Genomic DNA, 22,020 nt, shown 5'->3' on the forward strand with positions numbered 1-22,020 from the left:
CATCATGCTCGACTTTCCTTACAGCGGCGTAGCGGCGTTTGCCTTCGGACTGGTCGCCACCCTGGTGCTGGCGGCATGGCTGACACCGGCGCGCTGGTGGCGTCGCCTCAATGCGGGCGCCGTCGCCATTGTCGTACTGGGGACCTGGGGCCTGGGCAGCCTGGCCCTGTGGCTGATGACCCCGGACGCCAAACAGACGCTGGTGGCAGCGGCGCCCGCTCTGCCGCCGGCGGCCGTGCCGGCACGCGGCGAAGTCAGCTTCCGTGTACACGAAGCGCTCAACCTGCGCGCGGCCAGGGGAACCGGCGCGGCGCGGATCGCAGTGGTGCCCGCCGGGAGCCTGGTGACAACCACCGGCGCGCGCGATGGCGACTGGTGGCAGGTGCGCGCCAGCGTCAATGGGCGCACCGTGGAGGGCTGGTCCAGCAGCCTGTGGTTGCGGCGGGCCGACGAAAGGCCGATGTAGCGCTCTTGCGCCCTGATCGCGTCGGACTACTCGCGCACGAAATGGGCGTAGCCATTGAGGACCCCGGATGCCACCGGCACCACGCTGAGCACCCTGCCCTGCCCGTCAATCTGGCGCAGGACGATATCCATCTCCCTGGCCGGCTTGCCCCGCAGTGCCCGCAGCCAGGTGCGCGGCGCGCGCCAGGCCGACCGCGTTGTGTGGCTGAGCACCCACACAACCTCGCCACTGTCGGGCACAAACATGTCGCTCACTTTTTCATTCGGCAGCGAGAGCAGCTTGTGAAAGCGCGGTCCTTGCGCGCCGGCGTTGTATTGCCAGATATCCTGCATCTTGCCGTAGCTGGCCGTCCACAGCAGGCGCGAGCCTCCGGGAAAGGCCATCCCCGTCACGGGCTGGGTGGTAAACAGCACGCGCCTGGCCGAGGCCGACCAGTACATGGCCGCCACGCCGGCGGGGCACTGGGGCGTCTGCACGGTCATGCTGGACGGGTCCACCACTACCTTGCCGCGCAGGTATTCCCCCATCACCATGATGTCACCCGTCCCGGTCACGGGCAGGTAACTGTTGTGACCGACGAAATAGGCCAGTTCCTGCGGCGTGGGGGCAACTTCCGGGGGGTAGGCCGATTCGTCCAGGCCACAGCGCAGCACGGCCGCCGCGTGCGCCTTGGCGATGGTCTGTGCGTCGGGCCGCTCGGCCAGGGGACGGCGCGCGCGGCGCTCGTCCTTGATGGGGGCGCGGCCGGCGTTGGCGGCATCGGCCACAGCCACCGGTTTGCCGTCGGCATAGACCTGCACTTGCTGCGCGCACGCCGCCGGCGCGCACAGCGCCATGAACCAGCCGATCATTCTGCTATCCATGTGCTGCCTCGTCCAGTTGCATGGGATTGAAAAAGATGCCGTTCTTGCACTGCGTGGGCGCTGTGCGCACAAAGCCCAGGCGGCCATACACGGCAACGGCATAGTTGGAGGCATTGACGGTAAACACGCCGCGATTGCCCCGTTCCCGCGCCTGCCGGCGGGCGTGCTCCCACAGTGCGCGCGCTACGCCCTTCCCGTGATGCACTTTGTCCACAAACATGTGGTACACATGGCTGTTGCCGCGCAGCGCGATAAAACCGGCCAGCGCCCCGTCGATCTCGGCCGCGTAATAAACAGTGCCGGCGGCCATGAATCCGCGCAGGCCGGCCTCATCGTTTTCAGCGGTGAAAAACGCGGCCGCATCGGCACTGCCTTCGTGCAGGATGAATTCCAGCGACAGCTCACGCATGAGGCTCGCTGCGGCAGGCAGGTCGGCATCGGTCATTGGTCGAATAAGCATTTAATAAAGATAACATAGGCGCACCTGATCGGTGTGCCAGTTGCGCCAGGGCGGCGCCAACCGTAGACTGGCCACCATGCCCAAAGACAGCTTGTCGCTCCCGCTCCAGGTTACCCTGACAACGCCCCTGCGCCACCGGCGGTTTCGCCAGCTGTGGCTGGCCAACCTCGTGTCCAACCTCGGCACCTGGACCCAGACCTTTGCCGCCGCCTGGCTGATTGCCACCGTGTCCAGCTCGGCGGCAACGAGCAGCCTGGTCCAGACGGCCACCTACGTCCCCGTGTTCCTGTTCGCACTGGCGGCAGGGGTGGTGGCCGACGCCGTGTACCGGCCTAAGTTCCTGTTCCTGTGCACGCTGTTCATGGCACTGTGCGCCTGCGCCATGGCGACCGTGGTCCTGGCCGGGCGCGCCTCGCCCGGGCCGGTACTGGCCCTCACCTTTTGCCTGGGCGCCGGGTCGGCCTTTATGTGGCCGGCATGGACGGCCTCCATGTCCGGCCTGGTCGAGCCGCACGAAGTCGAGTCGGCCGCCACGCTCAACAACCTGAGCTACAACGTGGCCGCCATTCTCGGCCCCGCCCTGGGCGGGGTCCTGTTTTCCCGGGTCGGGCCGGGCGCGCTGTTCATCGCCAATGCCCTGTCATTCCTTGGCCTGCTTGCCGTGTATGGCCTGTGGTGGCGGGAAGGCGGGGCACGCCCGGCACTGGGCCGCCTGATGTTTGCCGCCCGCCTGCGCGAAGGCTTCGCCACGGCGCTCGGCTGCGTGCGCTACCGCCGCATCCTGCTCAATGTATGCAGCGTGTTCTTCGCCTCCATTGCCTTTGCCGCCTTGCTGCCGGTGTTCGTCAAGCAGGTGCTGCGCATGAATTCCAGCGTCTTCGGTCTGCTGATGGGCAGCCTGGGGGTGGGCGCGGTGGCGGGCGCCCTGCTGCTGCCCACTGTACGCCGGCGCCTGGGCAAGACACGCCTGCTGGGCATGGCGCTGCTGGTGTACGGCGCCATGCTGCTGAGCCTGCCGTTCCTGCGCTCCCTGGCAGTGATGGTGCCCCTGGTCATCGCTGCCGGCATGGCATGGTCGGCCACGGTGTCAACCCTCAACGCCGCAGCCCAGCTTGCCTTTCCGGCCGCGATCCGGGCCCGCACGCTCTCCATCTATCTGTTTGTCATGGCCGGCGGCTACACGGCGGGCAGCCTGGTGTGGGGCAGGCTCGCCGACTGGGCCGGGGTGCAGGTGGCGCTGGCCGCGGCCGGGGCATGCATGGTCGCCAATGGGGTCGCGTTGCTAAGTGGAAAGCAAGAAAGCGCCATCTGATCCGTGCTTTGATTCGCGCGCCCCTGCGTTATCCTGTCAGGATTGATCATGAATCCGGCCCGCGATGACGTCTCCCATCCTCCACCAGCATTTCGCTCCCCACTTCGACATCGCGGCCTGGTCGGCGGCGGGCGCGCAGGCCGGCATCCTGACGGAGAACCAGGACAATTTCCTGTTGATCGACACGGCCGGCAGCGCGTCCTTCCTGCGCGAGCAGCGCGTGTGCGCGGCACCGGTCACCAACTGGCCGCAGGGACACATCCGTGTCGCTGTGCTCGACGGCATGGGCGGGCATGGCTTCGGGCGGGAAGCAGCACAAGCCGTGGTCCAGGGTCTGCTCGACATTCCCGCCTGCACCAGCGTTGGCGCCCTGAGCCATCATCTGGACCACTTGCATGGACGGCTGCAGGCTCAATTCGGCAAGTACACATCCCCCAGCCAGCGGCCCGGCACCACCCTGACCCTGCTGGAAATTCCCCCCGGCCAGCCGGCCCTGCTGTACCACGTGGGCGATTCACGGCTATATCAATTGCGCCCGGGAATGGCGCCCCAGCCCCTGACCATCGACCACGTTCCGGCCACGGTCCATGCCATGGATGGCGCCCTGGACGACATGGACTGGTGGCAACAAGTGCACGGGGAACACCGCTCGCAGATTGCCCAGGCGTTCATCCTGGGCCACGCTTTCGGCCATACCGGGCAGATCAACGATCCGCTGTTTGCCCTGGCACCGGGCAATTTACCGGCATTTCTGGCGCATCTGCCGGACCGGCGGGTGCTGGCGCTCGATCCGGACAGTGTCTACCTGCTGGCCTCGGACGGTTTCTGGGCCTGCCCATCGCCCCAGCTGTGGCTGGCACGCTGGCCGGCCCTGCTGGCCCGGCACGGCAGCGCCGCCGCCATGTGCCATGCCTTGTTCGAGGCGATGGAAACCGCACCCCCGCCGGATTTGCATCCCGACAATCTGACCGCCATCGTCCTGCGTCCTTTGCGTGCGCATGAGGTAACGGCGCTGCCCAGCGCGACCGGGGCGCACTGATGCACGCTGCAAAGTGCCACGAAAAAATGAAAACGCGTAAGCTTGTCGCATACGCATAGGTTACCGCCATGAATAAATGCAGCAATCCAGAACATCCCCACTGCACGCAGTGGGTCATGCCGGGCGAGGCGGCCTGTGCCGGCGGCCACGCCCAGGCGGGTCAGGAGCCATCGAGCTTTGAGCTGATCACGGCGCTGCGCCGGGCGCGCCCTGGCGTCGCCCCCAGCTACGCCCCCCCGGTGTACCCGGAGGCCAGCGCCACGCGAGCGGTGGCCGACAGCGCGCACCTGCATATCAGCGGCTTCGATCCGCGCGCCGCCGGCGGACGCCAGTCGATCAAGGTCGAACTGCGCGGCCTGCCGCCCACCTGCGAGCCGCTAGTGACCATGGAAATGCAATCGGCGCTGCTGCCCGAGGGGCGCGCGCGCCACACTTTTTCCCGCACCCTGCGTGGCGACTGGCGTCCCCTGTTCATTGAATTTTCCTCGCGCGACAAGGAACATGGCCAGTACCACATCAATGTGGAATTGACGTGCCAGAGGGATGGACGCGTCAATCACAAATGGGTATGTACGCTGGTGGTACTGGTGCCGCGTGCCGATGCTTCGCTGTCCGAGATTCACCAGACATTCCTGGCCTCGCACAAGAATGTACGCGTGATGGCCGATGACGCCTCGATTGCCCGCGTCAACGCCAGCACGTCCGGCGGGCGACTCGATATCGATGTGCATGCGCGCGACGCTTCGATTGCGCAGCTCAATCTGGACGACAAGCCGGGCAAGGTGGACATGGGTTACTCCACCATTGCCTGGGACGAGGACCTGATCGAGATCGACGTTCCCGCCCACGCCACGCCCCATCCGCACCAGAGCGCCATGGCGTGCCTGGTCAATGCGGCGCCGGACGACGGCCAGCAGCGCCAGGTGCGCCTGTTCGCCATGGCCGAATGCGTGCTTGGCCGCTTCGAACTGTACGACCCGGAAGCGGACGTGCTGCTGACCCACTTTGGTGACGATGGCCAGGACCGCGAGGGCCTGACCCGGCGCCTGTCGGGCCGCCACGCCGTGATCCGGCGTGGCGCCTGCGGCTTTGAAATCGAAGATGTCTCGCGTTATGGCTTGCTGCTGGACGGTGTCTGGCCCGGCAAGAACAAGGCTGTGCCCCTGCGGCAGGGCATGCGCATCGAACTGACGGCCAGCATCAAGGACATCGTGGTGCTGGGTGTGACCGCCATGCTGCCCAACGGCGTGATCATGCACCGCCTGGACCAGGGGGCCAGCGCCGAGAGCTTCTACTTCCTCGAGCCTGGCCGCCATCCTGGCTTCCCGCTGGCGCCCGACAGTGCACTGCAGGCAGCGGCCCTGCCGGTCCTGTTCCACCAGCGTGGCGGCTTCTGGCACCTGGACCCGGTCACCGGACGCGAAACCGCGCTGACCCCGGCCACCCAGATGGACAAGCTGTGCCAGGTACCGGCGCACACGCGCTTTGCCGCCGAAGCCTATCCGGAGTGCTGGATTACGCGCTCGCAGCGCCAGCACCCGCAGGCAGCGTCACTGGTGGCCATGTACACCGCCTGACAAAGCAAGCGGCACCTAAAAAAAATGCCCTCTAGCGAGGGCATTTCAGTTTCGTATCCAGTCGGATTACTGCACCGTCAGGATCACTTTCACGCTGTCGTCAACGGCCGACTTGTCCATGTAGCCAATCGCGCTGACATCAGCGGCAATGGCTTTCTTCACTTCCGCCGCAGTCTTGAACTCCTTTGGCGCCGTGCCCTTGCCGGTAAAAACCAGCTTGGACCAGATGGACTTGACCTGGGCCGCGTCCTTCTGCAGCACCTTGGCATAGAACTCGTTGCGAATTGCCACGCCATCTTCGTATTCCACCGGCTTGAACACGGTCGACTTCCCGAGGAAGAACTGAGCGGCCTGCTCGCTGAACATCCGCGTGGCAGGATTCTTCGGATTGACCACCACCACCAGTTCGGCCGCCATCACGGGCGCGCTGCCCATTGCGAGGCCTGCGGCCACCATCATCAGTGCAAATGTCTTTTTCATGTGGCTCTCCTTAGAATACGAAGTCGATGCCAACGGCAAAAACATTCACCGGGCCTTTGAAGCCTGGCTTCGGATTCACGAAACCGCCATGGCCATCTTCCGGCGTGATGTGGTCAAGCTGTGCCTTGAGCGCGGCCGAATCCTTGAAGTCCCAGCGTACGCCAATGGCGTGCGTATCGTTCATCGCTGCCTGGCCGGCCAGGGCCGCACCGGCTGCCAGCGGCGCCAGGGGACCGGTCGACGGCATCGACGGGAAGGTACGCGGACCATCCTGCTTGGCGCGGGCGTAGGAGTAATACGGCGTGAACTTGCCGGCGCGGTAGCCGAACATGGCGTAGTACGAGGTCGAATCGGCAGCCACGCGCGAATCGGTGCGGCGCACTGCATATTCACTCTGGATCAGGAAGTTATTGTGATCCATCGTGAAGCCGGCCGACGTAAACGTGCCTTTGACGTCGGTGATGTCCAGCTCCTGGGCCACGGAGGTAAAGCCAAAGCGGTTCAGGCTGGCCAGCAGGGTGTTGAACGTGACACTGTTATTGAGCGTGTATTTGCCGAAGGCGCGGCCCACGCGGAACGTGAACGGACCGTTTTCGACCACCAGGTGCAAGGCCGTGGCAGGCTTGAACGATACGGTGGCGTCAGCCGACACGGGCGAATCGACGTTACCCACGGCGACCTGGCCGGTCACGCTGGTGTCGCCGAAGCTTTGCTGGTACAGGAAATCAATGCCATCGAGCGCATCAAAGCTGACCTGGCGATAGACTTCAGCTGGCGGACGAATCATGGTGTTGGCATAGCCGACATTGCGGAAGTCCGAAATCATGTACACCGGCGCGCCAATACGGCCCACGCGAATGCTCAGCGAATCGGTAGCCTTGAACTTGGCAAACGCCCAGGCGACTTCGGCGCCAAAGTAACCGCGCGCGTTTTCGCGGGCCAAGCCCTGTGCGGTGAATGACAGGCTGTCATTGAATTTGGCCGTGGCCTGGATACCAAAAATGGAGTCGACGCTGGAGCGCGGGGATGTGCCGGCGCCCTTGAGCTGTTGTGGACGCGCGTATTCGGCGTCGTTATTGTCGCTCACGGTGACAGCGGCGGTACCGAAACCGCTGACGGTAACTGTTGGACCGTCCGCCGCATGCGAGGTCAGGGCAAAGCCGGCGATCATTGCAGTTACCAGGGTAGAGCGTAGTGGGTGCTTCATTGTTTCTCCTCGATGTATTCAAACGTGCTGCAGGGAGAAGTGTGGGCCTACGGCAACTTTTTAGATAGGAAAACCCGTGATAACCAGCGATTTTGTTGTGACAAGGAAACAGAAGCGGGCGTTGCCACGTGATGGCGTGGTGGATTGTGCAAGCTTGCACATGTCGACTTGTTATGAGCTTGCTAAACTGAAAATAAAGGGAATGCATGGACAGGCGAGCTGAAGTGAAAGCGCGGGCTGCCCGGAGGCCGGGCCGCTACCTCGGCGCGTCGGTAAACGGAGAGTGATCAGTAAAACGCCAGCAATAGGCACAGGTGGACTACGCCCGCCACGGATGGGCGCCCGCGAGAAGGCCGACGCCGGCGCAAAGTGGTCCCTCCCATTCCGAACACAAGGAGACTATGGCCGCTGAGTTTTAAGAAAGACAAACGCAGCACAACACCGAAGCCATCCAAGCTTGGAAGTCAGTGACAACAGACCGGCGTGGCAGGAACGCACGCATTAAAGAGCGCACATGACAAACTCCGCACGTGGCAAAGTCCGACATGGTAAAAAACGCGCGGGGTCAAGAAGCCTCGTGCAACAGGGATATGCCGACAGCTCCGACGGAATTGTCGGCCGGGCCTGCCCTTGGCGGCCATGTAACGCCCGCTAATAAGGCAGCAAGACAAGAAAGATGAGCGCCGCTCCCGTCAGCAATATGGCTTGCAAACCAAAAACAAGTGCCGGAATACGCAGTTCTGGGGGGACATGCATGATCACTCCTCGCATTGTGGCAGGACACATCACTTAGTCTTCTAATCGGTCACGAAGTTCCCACTACAGGAGATTGCGCGCCACCCGGAAGCCGACAATATCATTGCTGAGATTAGCCGCGAACCCATTGCGCAGGGCCGAACGCAGGTAGCGCGGGTTGTAGAGCCACGAGCCACCGCGCAGGATGCGCCTGCCCTGGTCACCGCCCTGCTCCCATGCCGACCCGTCGCCTGGGGCAGCTACATAATTATCGTGCACGACGTCCTGCACCCACTCCCACACGTTGCCGTGCATGTCGTACAAGCCCCATGGATTGGGCGCAAATTCGCCTGCCGGCGTCGTGCCCTTGCGGTAGACGCCTTTTGGACTGCCGTTGTAACTGTAATTGCCGTCGTAATTGGCAAGGCCGGGATTGATCTCGTCGCCAAAGCTGAAGGCCGTCCTGGTACCTGCGCGGCACGCATACTCCCACTCGGCTTCGCTGGGCAGGCGATAGCGCTGACCGGTCTGTTCACTGAGCCAGTCTACATACCGCTGCGCGTCGTGCCAGGTCACACCCACTACCGGATGCAGGTCGGTCTGGCGAAACCCGGGCGCCGCCCAATTCACTTCCCCCTCGCCGCGCCAGCCGGTTGCCAGCACGAATTCGCGCCACTGGCCTACCGTGACGGGAAAGCGCCCCATGGCCACCGGGCGCTCAATGCCTACCCAGTGCTGCGGTACCTCGCGCTCGAGCCAGGACTGCTGGGCCCCGGCTTCCAGCGCCTTCTTGCGTTCATGCTCGGGCGATCCCATCTGGAAGCGGCCGGTGGGAATCAGGACCAGTTCCGGCCCGCTGCCCGAGCCGTCGCGGAAGCGGTCGCGCAGCACGCCCTCGGTATCGGCCACCGGACTGCTTGACGTGGGCAGCAGCGCCTCAAGTTCCGCGACATTGCGCGCCGCCAGTTCCAGGCGCGCGCGTTCCTGTTCGCTGCGATAGGCCGCCGCGGCGCGCGCCTGCATCGCCTTTTTGTTCCGCTCCTCCTTGTCGAGCCGAGCCTTTTCCGCATCCTGCTCGCGCCGCAGCAGCAGCTGGCGGCGCAGCGCCTCCTTGCGTTCCAGCCTGGCCTGCTCGGCCACCACGCGTTCGGCTGCTTCCTGCTCGCGGCGCTGCCTCTCGCGTGCCAGTTGCGCCGCCGCCAGTGCCTCCGACTCGGCCTTGCGGCGTGCAGCCAGCTGCGCCATGCGCTGCTGCTCCTGGGCCCGCGCGGCTGCCTGCTGCGCAGCCAGTTCCGTGGCCGACGGCTCGCGGGCGCTGCGCAATGCCTCCAGCAAGGCTGCGACCGATGCCGGCCGCGCCTGCGCATCCCACGCGAAACCGCCCTGCAGCACCTGCCACTGGCGCGCTGTCAATGCCTCCGGCCGGGGCGGCTCATGGCGTTCGCTGCGCAAGCCGTCAAATGGCATGCGGCCCTCCACCATCTGATAAATCATGACGGCGACCGCATACACATCGAGCGCGCGGCCGGGCTGCCGCTGCAGCGTGCCCGCCTCCGGCGCACGGTAACCGGCGGTGCCGGAATTGGCCGGCGCCTCCAGGCCAATGCTGCTGGCACTGCTGCGCGCACGCGCGGCAATGCCAAAATCGAGCAGCTTGATATCGCCCTTGAGGGTGACGAACACATTGCCCGGTTTGATATCGCGGTGGACCAGCCCGTGCCTGCTCCAGGCATAGTCGAGTGCAGCGGCCACCGGCTCCAGCAGCGCCTGGACCCGTTCGAGCGTGAGCGGGCCTTCCCGCGCCAGCAGACTATCGAGGTCCTCGCCTTCCAGGCATTCCATGATGATGAAGTAGCTGGCCGTGGCCGGGTCCTGGGCCCACTCGTACACGCGCACGATGTGTTCATGCGCCAGGCGCCGCGCCTGGGTGGCCTCTTCCACCAGCAGCTTGGCATGGGTGGCGCTGATTGTCAGCTGCGGCGGCAGGACCTTGAGTGCCACCAGTGCACTGTGGCCCAGCTCCGCGTGGGTGGCCAGGTCGGTGGCCTGCCATACCTGTCCCATGCCGCCGTGGGCGAGCAGACGTTCAAGCCGGTAGCGCCGGTTTTGCGGACCAACCTCCTGTCCCGCCATGAGGCCGATCTCGGTGCCCTGGCGAGGCGCGGCGACTTCACCGGCCGGCGTGGCAGCGGCGACGGGGGGCGCGTACTCCGCATCCAGGATGGCGTTCTTGCGGCTGTCGAATTCGTGCTGGCTAAGCAGCCCGTCCTCGAACAAGGCGCGCAGTGTACGAAGCTTGTCGCGTGCCGTTTGCATCTGTCCGTTCAGAGCGCAATCGCCGCGCCGCACTGGGCGCAGAACCGGTCGTTGGGTCCGGCCACATGGCCGTTGGGGCAGCTGCGCGCAGGCGGCCGGGTGCCTGCCTGCGCGCCCTGGGCCACGCCAATGCCCAGCTCCGACTGGCTTTTGAGCGCCGCCTTGTTGACATCGTTCTGCGTGCCTAGCAGTTCCAGCTGGTGGCGGCGGTCCTTGTCCATTTCGGCGTCGCGCCTGGCCTGCTCGTGCTCCACCTGCGCGCGCGCTTCCTGGAATGCGTGGGCAGGGGTGACACTGTTGGTGGCGGCCACCACGCCCGACAGCGCGGCCAATTGCTCGGCACTCATGCCGGCGTGGACCTGGGTTTTCATGTAGTCCGCCAGCACCGCCGCATTCGGGCCCGAGGCCAGCGCCACCTTGGCCGTGTCGCTCATGGCGCCAATCGACTCGGCACGCGCAATCTCCACCCGCGCCACCTCAAGCTCGTGCGCCATGCGCGCGAAATGCTCGTCGCGCGCATGATCGAGACGGCGCAGCTCCTGCTGCCACGCGGCCTCCTGCTCCTGCTGGCGCAGCTTGTGGCGGCGCTCCTCGGCATCAAGTTCGATCTGGCGCGACTGGCGCGTGTGAATGCCGTCGGCTTCGATCGTGCGCAGCAGCTTTTCGTGCTGAGCGATTGACTCCGCCTGGGCGCCGCTGCGCCGCATGTCATCAATTTTCTGGGTGACTTCCTCGACGGCAGCCCGGCCGCTGGCGTCCTTGAGCGCATCTTCGCGCATCAATTCACGCTGGCGGTCCAGCGCCAGCTGCTCTTCCCATTCGGCGATCCGCTCAAGCTCGCGCTTGCGGGCCAGGTTGGCCAGGGCCAGACCCTGCCAGCGTGCAGTATGCTCCTCGCGCTCGATGTCGTCCTCGCGCGCCTGGGCCGCCTTCTGCTTCTCGTGCAGGCGTGCCAGCTCCGCGCGCTTGCGCGCCTCGTCTTCGACGCTGAGCGCCTGCGTGATCTTGTTGGCGATCTGCTGCTGCAGCAGCTGGTGCGAAAAGCGCTGCTGCGCCAGCGCTCGCGCTTCGTTGGCATTGCGCTGCGCCAGTTCAAGCTCGGTACGCATGTGGATCTGGGCCAGGTGACGCAAATGCGCCCACTGCGCCGATTCATCCTGGCGCGCCGCCCCCTTCTTGGCCAGTTCGTGTTCCAGCTCCGCCACCACTTCGCCGGCACCGCGGTCGATCGCCTGCTGGCGGTTTTTGGAGTCGGCAATGCGGCCATACAACTCGATTTCGCGCGCCCGGATGGCGTGCATGCGTTCCTGCTGCTGCAGCGTCATTTCCGCGCGCTCGACACCTTGCTCATTGTGCATCTCCGCACGGCGATGGCGCACGCGCGCTTCCTGCTCCTCGCGCCAGATGTCCTGCCATTCTTCTTCGTTGTACAGCTGGTCGAGTTGCTTGGCATGTTCGAGCTGCACGTGACGCTCGTCCGCCACCAGATACAGGCTGCCGACGCGGGCGCGGTTGGCGTCAAATTTATCGTGCTGCAGCACCAGCGTCTCGACCTGTACCACCGCCAAGCCGTATTGCGCCAGCCGCATCTTGAGCGAACCTTGCAGGCGCTCGTCGAGCTGGGGCCGCAGGTCGCGGTTGCGCGCCATGTCGCGGATCGGCTGGGACGCGATAAACTCGGCGGCCAGCTGGCGCACCGAAGGCGAGAGCAGTTCGCGCAGGTGCTCGCTGGTGACAGTGCCGGGCATGGTCATGAAGTGGCGCGCAAAGGCACTGACCTGGTCCACCTTGACGCTGACGGTAAAGCGCGCCGACACTTTGAGATGCTCGGCCGTCTCCAGATCATCGAATGCGAAAGGCACCGCAATGGCGGAACTGCGGGTGATCAGGATTTCGGCGTGCTGGTCGCGCAGCAGATGATTCAGGCGCGTGAAGAAGCCTTCAATTTCGTATTCCCCCTGCGGCACTTCGGTTGCCTTGTCCCCTTGCAGGATGTAGGCCCTGGTGGTGGCGGGCACGCGCAACGTCTTGACGAACAGACCTGACAGTTCGCGCACGCCGAAGAAGACCGCCAGCTCATTGTCGGCAGGGATCCAGCGATTGTCACGGAAAATAGGTTCGCTGCGGGCCGCGCCAAGGGTCAGGCCGCACTGGGCGCAATAGCCCGAATCGCCGGCATTTTTATGCTCACAGCGCGGGCACTTGACGCCGCCAAATCCAAACATCTGGAACATACTGAACTCCTGTTAATCAATCAGCACTGCCATATGCCGCCACTCTGCTTTGATTCTAGCAGGGACGGCCCCTCTTCCGATGCACACGCCGGCGCGCGGGCCTAAATGATGCCAATCCGGTCGATCCACGCAACGCTGGCGCCCTTTGCCCGCAGCGCAGCGGCGAACTGCGCACCGGCGCCCTCTTCCCAGGCCAGCGGCAACAGCACCCGGTCGCCCGCCACCGCCTCGCGCAGGATCAGCGCGCACTTCGCGGCCCGTTCTTCCACCGCTTCCACCAAGCCAGCATGCCAGGCGCTGGAACAGCCGCTGGCGATGACGCGCGCGCGCGGCACGAATTCGCGTCCACGCGCCAGGCGATCTGCCATCACCAGTGCCAGCTCAAACGAATTGCCAGTAAAACGCGGCTGGGCGAACCGCACGACAGTGCGCCAACGTCCCACGCCACGGCCATCAAAGTGCCGCGCGCCAGCCAGGACGCGCCGCACCGACTGCAGCGTCACCGCATCAAGCCCGGGCACGGCAATGCTGTCTTCCTCCTCGCCGCCGGCCTGCTCCACTGGATACACGCTGACCTCCACAAAAGTCAGGCTGTCGTTGGCGCCGCCGCTGTGCAGCGGAAACCAGGCGCGGGCCGCGGCCACGCTGGCACCATGATCCGGCTGGCCAGTCAGTGCACCGAGAAATTGCAGGCCCCCGGCGCCGCCGGCAATGGCCCCCTGTGGTGCGAAGTCATGGCCATCCACCCGTCCCAGCTGCCACTGCGCAGACCAGCCGTTGGCATGCACCGGGGCGGGACTGTCCCACACGCCGCGCAGGCGGCGGTCGGCCAGTACAGCTGCCAGCTCCCAGTCGCGTTCACCGGATGCAGGAACCGGATCGATGCTGATCACGACCTGGTCCCGGCTGTCCAGGCGCGGCTCGGTATGGCGCGCCAGGCGCACCACGCGCTGCATGTGCGCGGCCAGCGCGGCGTCGGGGACGGCGCATTTCACGTCAGCGCGCCCAGCGCGCGGGCGGCGCGTGGCAGTGACGGTGGCCACGCGCCCGTCGCCCAGCGTGGTAAGGCATTGCGCCGTGTCTGGGCGGCTCATGGCGTGGCGCGCCGGGTGGCGCAGTGAAGTTCCAGATTGGCCGCGATGCGGTCCGCGTCGTCCAACAGCGCCGCAGGAGAATGCGCCAGTCGCGCCAGCAGCGACCAGGCCTCGTCCAGCGCCAGCGCCGCCTCTTCGCTGGCCTGGGCACGGATTGCCTGGCCGGCGGCATCGAGCTTGCGGCCAGGCCCCACCAGGCCGAGCGCCGGCATGGTATTGATTGTCAGCGCCACATGGTCCAGCCGCTGCAGCAGCAGCTGTTGGCGCTGGAAGTGCCCCTGGCCCTCGGGCAGCGGGAGCTGGCGCAGCGCGCTAGCCAGTGCTGGCAGCTCCAGGAACAGGCGGCGCAGCGCCAGTGCATCGGCCGCCGCAGGCGCCCTGGCCACCCTGTCCGCACCTGGCGCCGGCAGTACGGCCGGTGTTGACGCGCTCTCGCGCAGGAGCCGTGCGTAGTCGACCTTCTCGCCCAGGTCCACGGGAATGCAGTCGTCGACCGTGATCCCGAAGCGCTGGTACAGGAGCCGATTGAGGCCAGCGCGAAAAGCGTCCCATTCCTCCGGCGTGGTGCATGGCGGCAGTTCCAGGTTGCCCTGCGCCAGTTCGCGCTGCACTGCCGTGCCGATCAGGGCAGCGAAATCGTCCTTTGTGACGCGCTCGCCCCCCTCGCTGACCAGATACAAATCAAAACGCTGCTGTGCCACGCGCGGATCGGGCGCATCGATGACGAAGGAAAGCTGCAGGCCCAGTTCAGGGGAGGCGGCAAACGGCGCAAACTCGGTGGTGTAGGGGCCCGGATGAAAACACCACGCCTCACCTGCGGGAAAGCGAGCGCCAGGCGCGATGCGCGACAAAGTGCCCTCGGCATCGCAGCTGACGCCCATGCACGAAGCGGGCACGATGGCGCCCTGCGCCATGCGCAGTGCAAGCGTATCCATTCCCAGCGCGCCGCCATGGCGGGTGGCGGGGACAGGAGCGCGCTTGAACAAGCCAAACATTCAGCGCACCGGTTCGACGGAAAAGCCAGCGCCGTGCTGATGGAAATGCAGCGCCGGCTCGGTGTCGAATGGCCAGCCGGCCTCGCACTCGCCATCGGCGTCGAGCTGCCCCTCCAGGACCACGTTGCCGGCATCATCGTTTACCCGCACGGCGCCACCGCGCAGCAGCTCACGCGCGAACGGCGCGCCCGCGTCGAGCGCCACGATGACGCGCCAGGACTGCTGATCGGGTACAAAATGCAGCGTCCACATGCCGTCATCGGTGGCGATGGCATCCAGCGGCGTGTTCCCGGCCGCGACCCGCAGCATGCCCCGGCTGCCCTGCCACGATGCGGCGCGCTGCTGCGAGAGCGTGCGCAGGCGCCGCAGCGTCAGGGGGGAGGCTTGAAGGGCGGCGCGTTCACCGGCCGTCAGGTGGCGCGTGCCGTCCAGCGCCGCGCGCAGCACATCGTCTGCCAGCACCAGCCGGTCCTTGTCCACCCGGCGTCCGAGCAGGAGCCGCTGCTGCAATCTGTAATCGGTTTGCTCTGTCATCGCTCGTTTTCCTTTTGTGGTACCGCAGCCTGTAGCCGCGCGATCGCCGCGTCGCGCCGTTTGCGCAGGGTTGGCAGTGACACCCCGTCCAGCACCGCCAGCTGCGCCATGGTTGGCAGTTCGCCGGTGGCCGGATCGCGCCAGTCGGCCGGATAGGTCTCGTCGGCCGGCCCCAGCATCTTCAGGTACACCGCCAGGCGCACCGCCATCGATTCGGCGGCCAGCAGCCTGCCGCTCCAGCTGTCGACCTGCTGCGCTGCCCGCGCCAACTGCATGAAGCGGGGGGGCAGTGAAAGGCTGGTGGCGGCAAAGCGCTCGGCATCGCTGCCATCGTCCGGTGCAGGGTCGGGCGCGACGTCTTCCGGCTCCTCCGGCGGATCAGCGGCGACCAGCCGGTCAGGCTCTTCGTTGGCTGGCGCGTCCAGCACCCGCCACAGGTCTTCCATCCACTGACCTGCCTCGCTGGCATCGGACAGCCATTCCTGGTCGCGATTGGACGACAATTCCTCATAGTCCCCAATCTCCGCCATCATTTCAGCAATGCGCTCGGGATTGTCCTTGAGGGCGGCGAATCGCTTGGAGCGCGTGTGCAGTGGGCCGGGACCTGCGCCGAAGTGTTCCAGCGACCCGCTCCAGCCCATCACCCACTCCGGTTTGCACAAGGCGATGGATTTCATCTGGCGCGCCTCGATCGGCATCGCATTGACCTCGCGTCCGAGTATCGCACCGACCTGCTCACGGTGAGCCTCCCAGTCGCCAAAAAGCCGCGCGATGTCGCTGTAGGCCGTATCGAGCATGCGATAGCCATACATCCGGTTAGGGCTGCAAGGGCGGCCGCAGGCAACCTGGTAGTTATCCGAATCCACCTTGTCGCGCAGGACCGCAAACATGTCATTGACCTTCTTGCGCAAGATGGCGTCGCCCCCGGGGGCGTGCCAGAACGGGCCGAGGCGCGCATGTTCGCCGGCCACTGCGGCGCGAAATGCGCTCCAGTCGGGGCGCCGGGCCTGCAGCTCGAAGAGCAGGCTGAGGGCGAGCTCGGACACGCTCTCGCCATAACTATTACCGGCCGCCTGGGCGCGGGAAGACCGTGCGCCGGCGTGCAGCGTCTCGCTCACCAGATCGGTATAGAGCGCCAACTGGTCGGCTTCCTGGTCCGGGTCCAGCAGCAGTGCCGGATCGGAACGGGCGAACGCATCCAAAAAGGCGCGTCCCAAAAGCTTGCGCACTTCTTCCCATCCGTGTTCCTGGTACCGGGTTCCCGGCAGGCGCATACAGTCCTCGACGTTGTGTTTCTGCCTAAAATAATGCCACACAACACAAATTTCCAAGGCGCGCTTGAACACCGTAAACGGCCCCTACTTCCACCGATGCCCCAATATTCCGGCTGTCAATTTCCTCCCGCCAGGGTCAGACCACTTAAACGTCGAATTTGCAACAGTCGGCTCAGCCAACGCGGCGATTCTCCGAATAACATTCGGGCCCCGGTTTAAGCCTGGAAGAAAATTTTGATTGACCACGATCTTGCATGGTCATAACGGATGTGGTCAGACCACGCAGGGTGATCACGATTCGATCTGATCAACAATTTCCTACAACCAGGGTCAGACCACTTTTCCTTGGCTTGTGCAACGATGGATTCGGCTGAAAGGTGTCGAAATCGAATGAAGAGCAAAAAAACTGGCTGACCGCCAAACACAATTCTGATTTTGCGAAATGTTGCCCGACAGGCCCTCTAGTGGTCTGACCACTCGATGGGCGTTGTTGCAACACGCGTTCGCGCCCACGCTCCGCTGATCGTCAACCAGACCTGCTCACTCAATACGTTCAATCGCCAGCGTGGCATAAGGACTCTGGGGAACATTGCCGTAGAGCGTGGCCAGCACGTTCCAGAACAGCGGCGAGATCGCCACCTCGCCGTCGAAACCGTCGAAGTGGTGTGCAAGGCCCAAGGCGTGGCCGAGCTCATGTATCACTGTCTCTTCCGTGATGAAGCAATCACACGGTTCCGCTCCATGGCTGTCATGACCGATATTGATAATCGCAGCCTCGATCAGACCATCCTCGTTCGAAGCAATCGGCTCGCCCTGTTGGATCCCGACCGATACGTTAGCCGCCCTATCTTGATACCGCTCCCCCTTGCCCGGAAGCGTGGCCGTGCCGAAGTTGACCCAGATCGGACTCGCACTCGCAGCCCCGCCCGCGCTCGCGTCGAGCTGCAGGCGACCGGCGCCCATTTTCCCGTTCAGCGTGTTGATCGCGTCCCGCACCGTCTGCGCGCAGCTTTCCCACCTGGGGTCACTGGGGTGCCGGACCCAGATCCGGACCGTGTTGCCGGCCCAGCGAGACGTGGTGGCCGCACCGGCGGCGGCCTTCACGTTGCTTGATTCAAGCTCTCTTCGGATATCCTCATCCGTGTGGCACCAGGCGATCGTCGTCATCTACTCGTATATGAAAGCGCAAAGCAGCATGGTAGCCGCGCCCCCATCCCCCGTCCATCGCGAAATCGCGGCGGCGATTCATTGGCGCCGCGACCCGCTCATCCCCGCTAACACCGATGCCACCACCGGCGCCGCGTGTTCCCCGCCCGTTCCCTCGGAATGGCTCACAAATGCAGCCAGCGCCAGGCGCCGCTTTTCGCCCGGGATGGTGTCCGGCTCGAGCCAGGCGGTAAACCAGACTGTCGCCAATTCACGCTGACGCCCGTCGTCCATGGTCACAATGGCCGGCGATGTCCCGGTTTTGCCCGACAAACCGCGCTTCACCTGCGCCAGGGCAGGCGCCTTGAACGCGGCGGCAGCCGTGCCGTCATCCACCACGCCTTTCATGCCGGCCCGGATCCGGTCCAGCCGCACGCCCAGTTCCGCCCCTGATGCTGCCTGCGCCTCATCGCCGTCAAGGTCGAGCAGCAGGCGTGGCGCAATCACCCTGCCCTCGCCAATGGCACCGGCCACCATTGCCATGTGCAGCGGCGTGGCCTGCATGCGCAATCCTATGGCCATCTGGCGCAGCTCATGGCGCGTGCGGACCGGGTCGATGCGCGCCCGGCCAGGCTGCAGCGCGTCCCACTGCTGCCAGCGAAAGCCTTCTGGCAGCAGCCCGCCGTCAAGGCGCAACTGCCGCTCGAATCCCAGCCGATGCGCCATCGCCACCACCGGCCGCACGCCGTCAAGCGCGCCCGGTTCCAGCGCCCGCAGATCAGGGGCGCCGCCTTCGGCCTGGCCCAGAAGTGTGCGGTCCGACATTTCACCCAACCACGCGAACCAGGTATTGAGGCTGTGGACCAGCGCCTCGGACAAGCCAAGCCGCCCATCGCGCGCCCTGTGGTCCAGGTGTCCATCCCGGTAGTTGGTGATCCTGGCCTGGCGCGGTGCCACGGGATAGGTCGCCGCAGCCGTCTGGAAGTCGAACCCCTTGCGACTGGCCACCCGATTGAGTGCCGGCAGCGCCATCCCTTCCAGAAGAGAGGCCATCTGCTGATCCTCGCGGGCCGCCAGCTCGAGACCGAGCGCAGTGACGATCTTGAAGGTCGAACCCGGGCTGCGATGCACGCCTCCATCGTGCTGAAGGGCCGGAAGGCGCAAGGGACTACGATCGGGATTGGCACGGTCGAAGTCGCGCACTTCGTCCCAGTTGCCGGCGGTGACATCAGCGCCACCGCTGCCGGCGGCAGCGAGGATGTCGCCGCTGCCGGTATCGATAATCACCATGCCGGCGCGGCGCCCGTCCGGAATGGCACGCCCTGCGCTGCAGGCGACGCCGTCCCACTGGCCGCGCCGCATGCCGATGCAATCGAGGGCCTGTTGTGCCGCCTGCTGCATGGGCAGGTCCAGTGTCAGCCTCGCTTCGTGCGGCTTGCCGTTAAAGGCCGGCAGTCGCGCGAGCATGCCCGCCACACTGCTGGTGTGCTCCGCGCGCAGACCCAGGAGCGGTGCCAGGCCCGCCCTGGACGCAGCTGGCGTGGGACTGCCAGCGCGCCACATCAGGGTACCGTGTCGGTCACGCAGCACCACCCCCGCCGGTTCGGCAGCCCGCGCCACTGCGCTGGTGGCGTTCAGAGTCCGCCACCCGAGCTGTCCCCCGGCCACATGAAGATGGCGGTATTGATCGGCAGCGCCACCGGCCAGCGCCCCCATCGCCAGGGGCGCGACCGTCAGTGTGACACTGCGCCGCCCGCGTGCCACGTCCACGCTCACCTGCTGCACCGAGTCCGGCGAACGGCACGCACGTCCCGTGCAAGCCGCGCGCGGAGCCTGTGCGAGGCGGCCGCCATCGACCCGCAGCACGCGGCCCACGAGCAGCATGTCCAGACGCTGTCCCCCGCGTTCCGGCAAATGCACGGTGAGCTGCGCATCGCCATGTGCATCCCCTGGCCAAGCCGCGGCACGCTGCCATGCGGACCACCCTTGCGGCACCTGCGCAAACAGCCGCGCCGCCGCCAGGGGAAGCTGTTCGGCAGTGGGCACCGGTACGCCGCCCACGCTTGCCTGCCAGCGCGCTGCCGCAAAGCCCGGGCGCACCCGCCACGCCAGCAAACGCCGCTCGTTATTGAAAATGCGGACTTGCTCGCGCACATAAGCACCGTCCGCCATCCTGTAAAGACGCTTGAACAGCCGCGCGGCGTCGTCGTTCTCGGCCAGAACGGGCCAACCGTGCAATGCACTGGCGTGGGCGCGCTCGGGCGCCCGCTGCCAGGCCCCCAGGTCGCGCGGCGCCACCTCCACCAAGCCGCTCGAACCGAGGCGAACCAGGCCATGCTCGTGCAGCTGCCGGAACATGGCCTGGTCTTCAAGGCTGGCGCGAGCGGCGAGCGGGACCTGGTGAGCGCCCGCTGGCAGCGAAGTGGCAACCGGCCGCCCGTGCCTGGGCAGTCCGAAAACCTGAGCACGTGGCGATGGCTCGTCCGTTTTCCGAAACGCCTGCACCAACAATTCCCCGCTTGAGGGGCAGTCGCGGCTGGCCCGGCGCTGCACCCGTAGGGCGCCTTCACTTGCGATCAGCCAGCCTTCATTGTTCAAACCTGGACCAGGTCCATCACTGACCCAACGCGCGTTTGCCGGCTCCCAACGGACTGTGAGCGGTGCATCGCCACTCGCCTTGCCGGAAATTTCCAATTGCGGCAGGCCAGCATTCGCCGAGGAAAGTACGGCATTTCGCATTGGCAGCTTTTTCTCTGCCAGGGCGCGCAATGTTTCCCAAGAGTATCCAATCCGCACCGGAACAAGTTCTCCGGCGCCGCCGCGCTGCTCGCACAAGTCGATGCGCACCGGTTCTGCCCCATGCATGCCCGTCACCATGACCAATTCTGCGTCCGCATGAGAAACGATGTGCGCGCCGGGCTCGCGCGGCACATCGATGACGACGCCCGGCACCACCGGCTGCAGTATGTCCAGTGCGACCGCTGTCGTGGTTTCCGCGGCGTCGTTCGACGGCCCCACCGCCGCGCTTAGGTGGCGTGCATGACCTGCCAGCAGCAGCGCACCAGCCAGCGCCGCTGCGCTCGCGGCCAGTCCCGCCCAGGGAATGGGAATGGCGGGGAGGCGCCGGCCAGCGCGGATATTACGCGCGCGCCGCCACCGCGTGCGGCGCGCGTTCAGCGCCGCCACTGCCCTGCCCACCCAGTTTTCCATGCGTCCCCCTGCTTGCCGCTGCCCGGTGCAGCCTGCACAGCCTTAGCGGAGGGCCGCGCAAAAGCGGCGCAGCCCCGGCACCGTCGATGCCCTGGCCTGCGCGAATTTCTCGCTTCGTCTGCCTTATAGCGAAAGACGGGCGCGCTATGGCAGGGCAGACTCGAGCCTGGTGGCGACCGCTCTGTTAGATGCCTCGCTTACAAATTCGTTTTACCTGTTTCATTTGTAAGCACTTGCGTCCATTCCCCTGTGACGGCCCTTCAGTTGCTATATTGAGTCATACGCCTTTAAGGGAGAATCGATATGAAACGCAGCCTTACACTAGCAGCAGCACTGACCCTCGGCGCGGCCGCCTTCATGCCGTTGCCGTCGCTGGCCCAAACTGGCGTTGGCATCACCATCAATTCGGCGCCACCGACCCCACGCTACGAAAGTATTCCAGCACCGCGCGCGGGCTATGTATGGGCGCCGGGCTACTGGAACTGGAACGGCAATCGCCACGTATGGGTCGCAGGGCATTGGGAAGTAGCGCGCCGTGGTTATGAATACCAGCGTTCCGAATGGGTGCGTGACAATGACCGCTGGCGCCTGGACCGGGGCGGGTGGTACCAGGTGCCGGACCGGGACGATGACAGCGTCGGCATCGCACCGCCACGGCCGCGCTACGAGCGTGTGCCCCGGGCGCGTCCCGGCTACGTCTGGGTGCCGGGTTACTGGAACTGGCGCGCCAATCGCCACGAGTGGATTCGCGGCAGCTGGAAGCGTGAACGTCCAGGCTACATGTATGAGGCACCGCGCTGGGTGGAGAACAACGGCCGCTGGCATCTGGAAGAAGGCAGCTGGGTGCGCATGCGTGACCGCGACCGCGACGGCATACCCGACCGGCTGGAACGCCGGGACCTGGACCGGGACGGCGTGCCGGACATGCGTGACCGCGACCGCGATAACGACGGCATCAGAAACCGCAGCGATGCTGACCGCGATGGCGACGGCGTGCGCAACGAGAACGACCGCTATCCTGACGATTCGCGACGCGATTAATCCGGCCGTGCAAGGCAAAGGCGTCACCGCGGTCCGG

At 65.6% G+C, this 22,020-nt stretch carries 17 protein-coding genes; 5 read left to right on the forward strand and 12 right to left on the reverse strand.

The window, feature by feature from the left end:
• Positions 1-4 precede the first annotated feature (4 nt).
• Positions 5-466, forward strand: coding sequence for an SH3 domain-containing protein (locus KY495_RS22240; RefSeq protein ID WP_219881451.1), 462 nt, complete (start codon positions 5-7; stop codon positions 464-466).
• Positions 467-492: 26 nt separating this feature from the next.
• Here the strand turns inward: KY495_RS22240 and KY495_RS22245 are convergent, their stop codons facing one another.
• Together KY495_RS22245 and KY495_RS22250 are read right to left on the reverse strand one after the other, a co-directional pair.
• Positions 493-1,329: a hypothetical protein gene (locus KY495_RS22245; protein WP_219881452.1), complete on the reverse strand. Its 837-nt coding sequence runs from the start codon at positions 1,327-1,329 to the stop codon at positions 493-495.
• Complete coding sequence (locus KY495_RS22250) at positions 1,322-1,789, reverse strand: GNAT family N-acetyltransferase (RefSeq protein WP_219881453.1); 468 nt, start codon at positions 1,787-1,789, stop codon at positions 1,322-1,324. Before KY495_RS22250 ends, KY495_RS22245 begins: the two co-directional genes overlap by 8 nt.
• Positions 1,790-1,865: 76 nt before the next feature.
• On the opposite strand from KY495_RS22250, the gene KY495_RS22255 reads away from it, so the two are divergent.
• The 3 genes from KY495_RS22255 to KY495_RS22265 all read left to right on the forward strand — a co-directional run bounded on the left by KY495_RS22255 (position 1,866) and on the right by KY495_RS22265 (position 5,717).
• Entirely contained in the window at positions 1,866-3,101 is a 1,236-nt protein-coding gene (locus KY495_RS22255) for an MFS transporter (RefSeq protein WP_219881454.1), read from the forward strand.
• Positions 3,102-3,165: 64 nt separating this feature from the next.
• A complete protein-coding gene (locus tag KY495_RS22260; protein ID WP_219881455.1) occupies positions 3,166-4,140 on the forward strand; it encodes a PP2C family serine/threonine-protein phosphatase in 975 nt (324 codons plus the stop codon).
• A 68-nt stretch (positions 4,141-4,208) separates the two neighbouring features.
• Positions 4,209-5,717: an FHA domain-containing protein gene (locus KY495_RS22265; RefSeq protein WP_229518421.1), complete on the forward strand. Its 1,509-nt coding sequence runs from the start codon at positions 4,209-4,211 to the stop codon at positions 5,715-5,717.
• Between the two features lie 66 nt (positions 5,718-5,783).
• Here KY495_RS22265 and KY495_RS22270 read toward each other — a convergent pair whose 3' ends face one another.
• From KY495_RS22270 to KY495_RS22315, 10 genes are all read right to left on the reverse strand, one after another.
• On the reverse strand, positions 5,784-6,197 hold the full coding sequence (locus KY495_RS22270; protein WP_229518422.1) for a hypothetical protein: 414 nt from the start codon (positions 6,195-6,197) through the stop codon (positions 5,784-5,786).
• Between the two features lie 10 nt (positions 6,198-6,207).
• Entirely contained in the window at positions 6,208-7,404 is a 1,197-nt protein-coding gene (locus KY495_RS22275) for a hypothetical protein (protein ID WP_219881456.1), read from the reverse strand.
• An 819-nt stretch (positions 7,405-8,223) separates the two neighbouring features.
• The gene (locus tag KY495_RS22280; RefSeq protein WP_219881457.1) at positions 8,224-10,455 is read right to left on the reverse strand and encodes a bifunctional serine/threonine-protein kinase/formylglycine-generating enzyme family protein; all 2,232 of its coding nucleotides are present in this window, start codon (positions 10,453-10,455) and stop codon (positions 8,224-8,226) included.
• 8 nt (positions 10,456-10,463) lie between these two features.
• The gene (locus tag KY495_RS22285; RefSeq protein ID WP_219881458.1) at positions 10,464-12,689 is read right to left on the reverse strand and encodes an SPFH domain-containing protein; all 2,226 of its coding nucleotides are present in this window, start codon (positions 12,687-12,689) and stop codon (positions 10,464-10,466) included.
• 101 nt (positions 12,690-12,790) lie between these two features.
• Positions 12,791-13,783, reverse strand: a complete 993-nt coding sequence (locus KY495_RS22290) for a hypothetical protein (RefSeq protein WP_219881459.1) — start codon at positions 13,781-13,783, stop codon at positions 12,791-12,793.
• A complete protein-coding gene (locus KY495_RS22295; protein ID WP_219881460.1) occupies positions 13,780-14,778 on the reverse strand; it encodes a hypothetical protein in 999 nt (332 codons plus the stop codon). The genes KY495_RS22290 and KY495_RS22295 overlap by 4 nt, the downstream gene beginning before the upstream one ends.
• Positions 14,779-15,312 (reverse strand): hypothetical protein, encoded by a 534-nt coding sequence (locus tag KY495_RS22300; RefSeq protein ID WP_219881461.1) that lies wholly within the window; start codon positions 15,310-15,312, stop codon positions 14,779-14,781.
• Positions 15,309-16,586 (reverse strand): hypothetical protein, encoded by a 1,278-nt coding sequence (locus tag KY495_RS22305; protein WP_219881462.1) that lies wholly within the window; start codon positions 16,584-16,586, stop codon positions 15,309-15,311. The genes KY495_RS22300 and KY495_RS22305 overlap by 4 nt, the downstream gene beginning before the upstream one ends.
• Positions 16,587-17,126: 540 nt before the next feature.
• A complete protein-coding gene (locus tag KY495_RS22310; protein ID WP_219881463.1) occupies positions 17,127-17,753 on the reverse strand; it encodes a hypothetical protein in 627 nt (208 codons plus the stop codon).
• A gap of 78 nt (positions 17,754-17,831) precedes the next feature.
• On the reverse strand, positions 17,832-20,942 hold the full coding sequence (locus KY495_RS22315) for a penicillin-binding transpeptidase domain-containing protein (RefSeq protein WP_219881464.1): 3,111 nt from the start codon (positions 20,940-20,942) through the stop codon (positions 17,832-17,834).
• Between the two features lie 303 nt (positions 20,943-21,245).
• Between KY495_RS22315 and KY495_RS22320 the strand changes: the two genes are divergently transcribed.
• On the forward strand, positions 21,246-21,983 hold the full coding sequence (locus tag KY495_RS22320) for a YXWGXW repeat-containing protein (protein WP_219881465.1): 738 nt from the start codon (positions 21,246-21,248) through the stop codon (positions 21,981-21,983).
• The last annotated feature ends 37 nt before the right edge of the window (positions 21,984-22,020 follow it).

The organism is Massilia sp. PAMC28688 (assembly GCF_019443445.1).
Lineage (GTDB): Bacteria > Pseudomonadota > Gammaproteobacteria > Burkholderiales > Burkholderiaceae_D > Telluria_A.

Bases quoted from the DNA above. Each gene is read 5' to 3' on its own strand.
- KY495_RS22240 (WP_219881451.1), top strand. From the start codon at position 5: ATGCTCGACTTTCCTTACAGCGGCGTAGCGGCGTTTGCCTTCGGACTG.
- KY495_RS22245 (WP_219881452.1), bottom strand. From the start codon at position 1,329: ATGGATAGCAGAATGATCGGCTGGTTCATGGCGCTGTGCGCGCCGGCG.
- KY495_RS22250 (WP_219881453.1), bottom strand. From the start codon at position 1,789: ATGCTTATTCGACCAATGACCGATGCCGACCTGCCTGCCGCAGCGAGC.
- KY495_RS22255 (WP_219881454.1), top strand. From the start codon at position 1,866: ATGCCCAAAGACAGCTTGTCGCTCCCGCTCCAGGTTACCCTGACAACG.
- KY495_RS22260 (WP_219881455.1), top strand. From the start codon at position 3,166: ATGACGTCTCCCATCCTCCACCAGCATTTCGCTCCCCACTTCGACATC.
- KY495_RS22265 (WP_229518421.1), top strand. From the start codon at position 4,209: ATGAATAAATGCAGCAATCCAGAACATCCCCACTGCACGCAGTGGGTC.
- KY495_RS22270 (WP_229518422.1), bottom strand. From the start codon at position 6,197: ATGAAAAAGACATTTGCACTGATGATGGTGGCCGCAGGCCTCGCAATG.
- KY495_RS22275 (WP_219881456.1), bottom strand. From the start codon at position 7,404: ATGAAGCACCCACTACGCTCTACCCTGGTAACTGCAATGATCGCCGGC.
- KY495_RS22280 (WP_219881457.1), bottom strand. From the start codon at position 10,455: ATGCAAACGGCACGCGACAAGCTTCGTACACTGCGCGCCTTGTTCGAG.
- KY495_RS22285 (WP_219881458.1), bottom strand. From the start codon at position 12,689: ATGTTCCAGATGTTTGGATTTGGCGGCGTCAAGTGCCCGCGCTGTGAG.
- KY495_RS22290 (WP_219881459.1), bottom strand. From the start codon at position 13,783: ATGAGCCGCCCAGACACGGCGCAATGCCTTACCACGCTGGGCGACGGG.
- KY495_RS22295 (WP_219881460.1), bottom strand. From the start codon at position 14,778: ATGTTTGGCTTGTTCAAGCGCGCTCCTGTCCCCGCCACCCGCCATGGC.
- KY495_RS22300 (WP_219881461.1), bottom strand. From the start codon at position 15,312: ATGACAGAGCAAACCGATTACAGATTGCAGCAGCGGCTCCTGCTCGGA.
- KY495_RS22305 (WP_219881462.1), bottom strand. From the start codon at position 16,586: ATGCGCCTGCCGGGAACCCGGTACCAGGAACACGGATGGGAAGAAGTG.
- KY495_RS22310 (WP_219881463.1), bottom strand. From the start codon at position 17,753: ATGACGACGATCGCCTGGTGCCACACGGATGAGGATATCCGAAGAGAG.
- KY495_RS22315 (WP_219881464.1), bottom strand. From the start codon at position 20,942: ATGGAAAACTGGGTGGGCAGGGCAGTGGCGGCGCTGAACGCGCGCCGC.
- KY495_RS22320 (WP_219881465.1), top strand. From the start codon at position 21,246: ATGAAACGCAGCCTTACACTAGCAGCAGCACTGACCCTCGGCGCGGCC.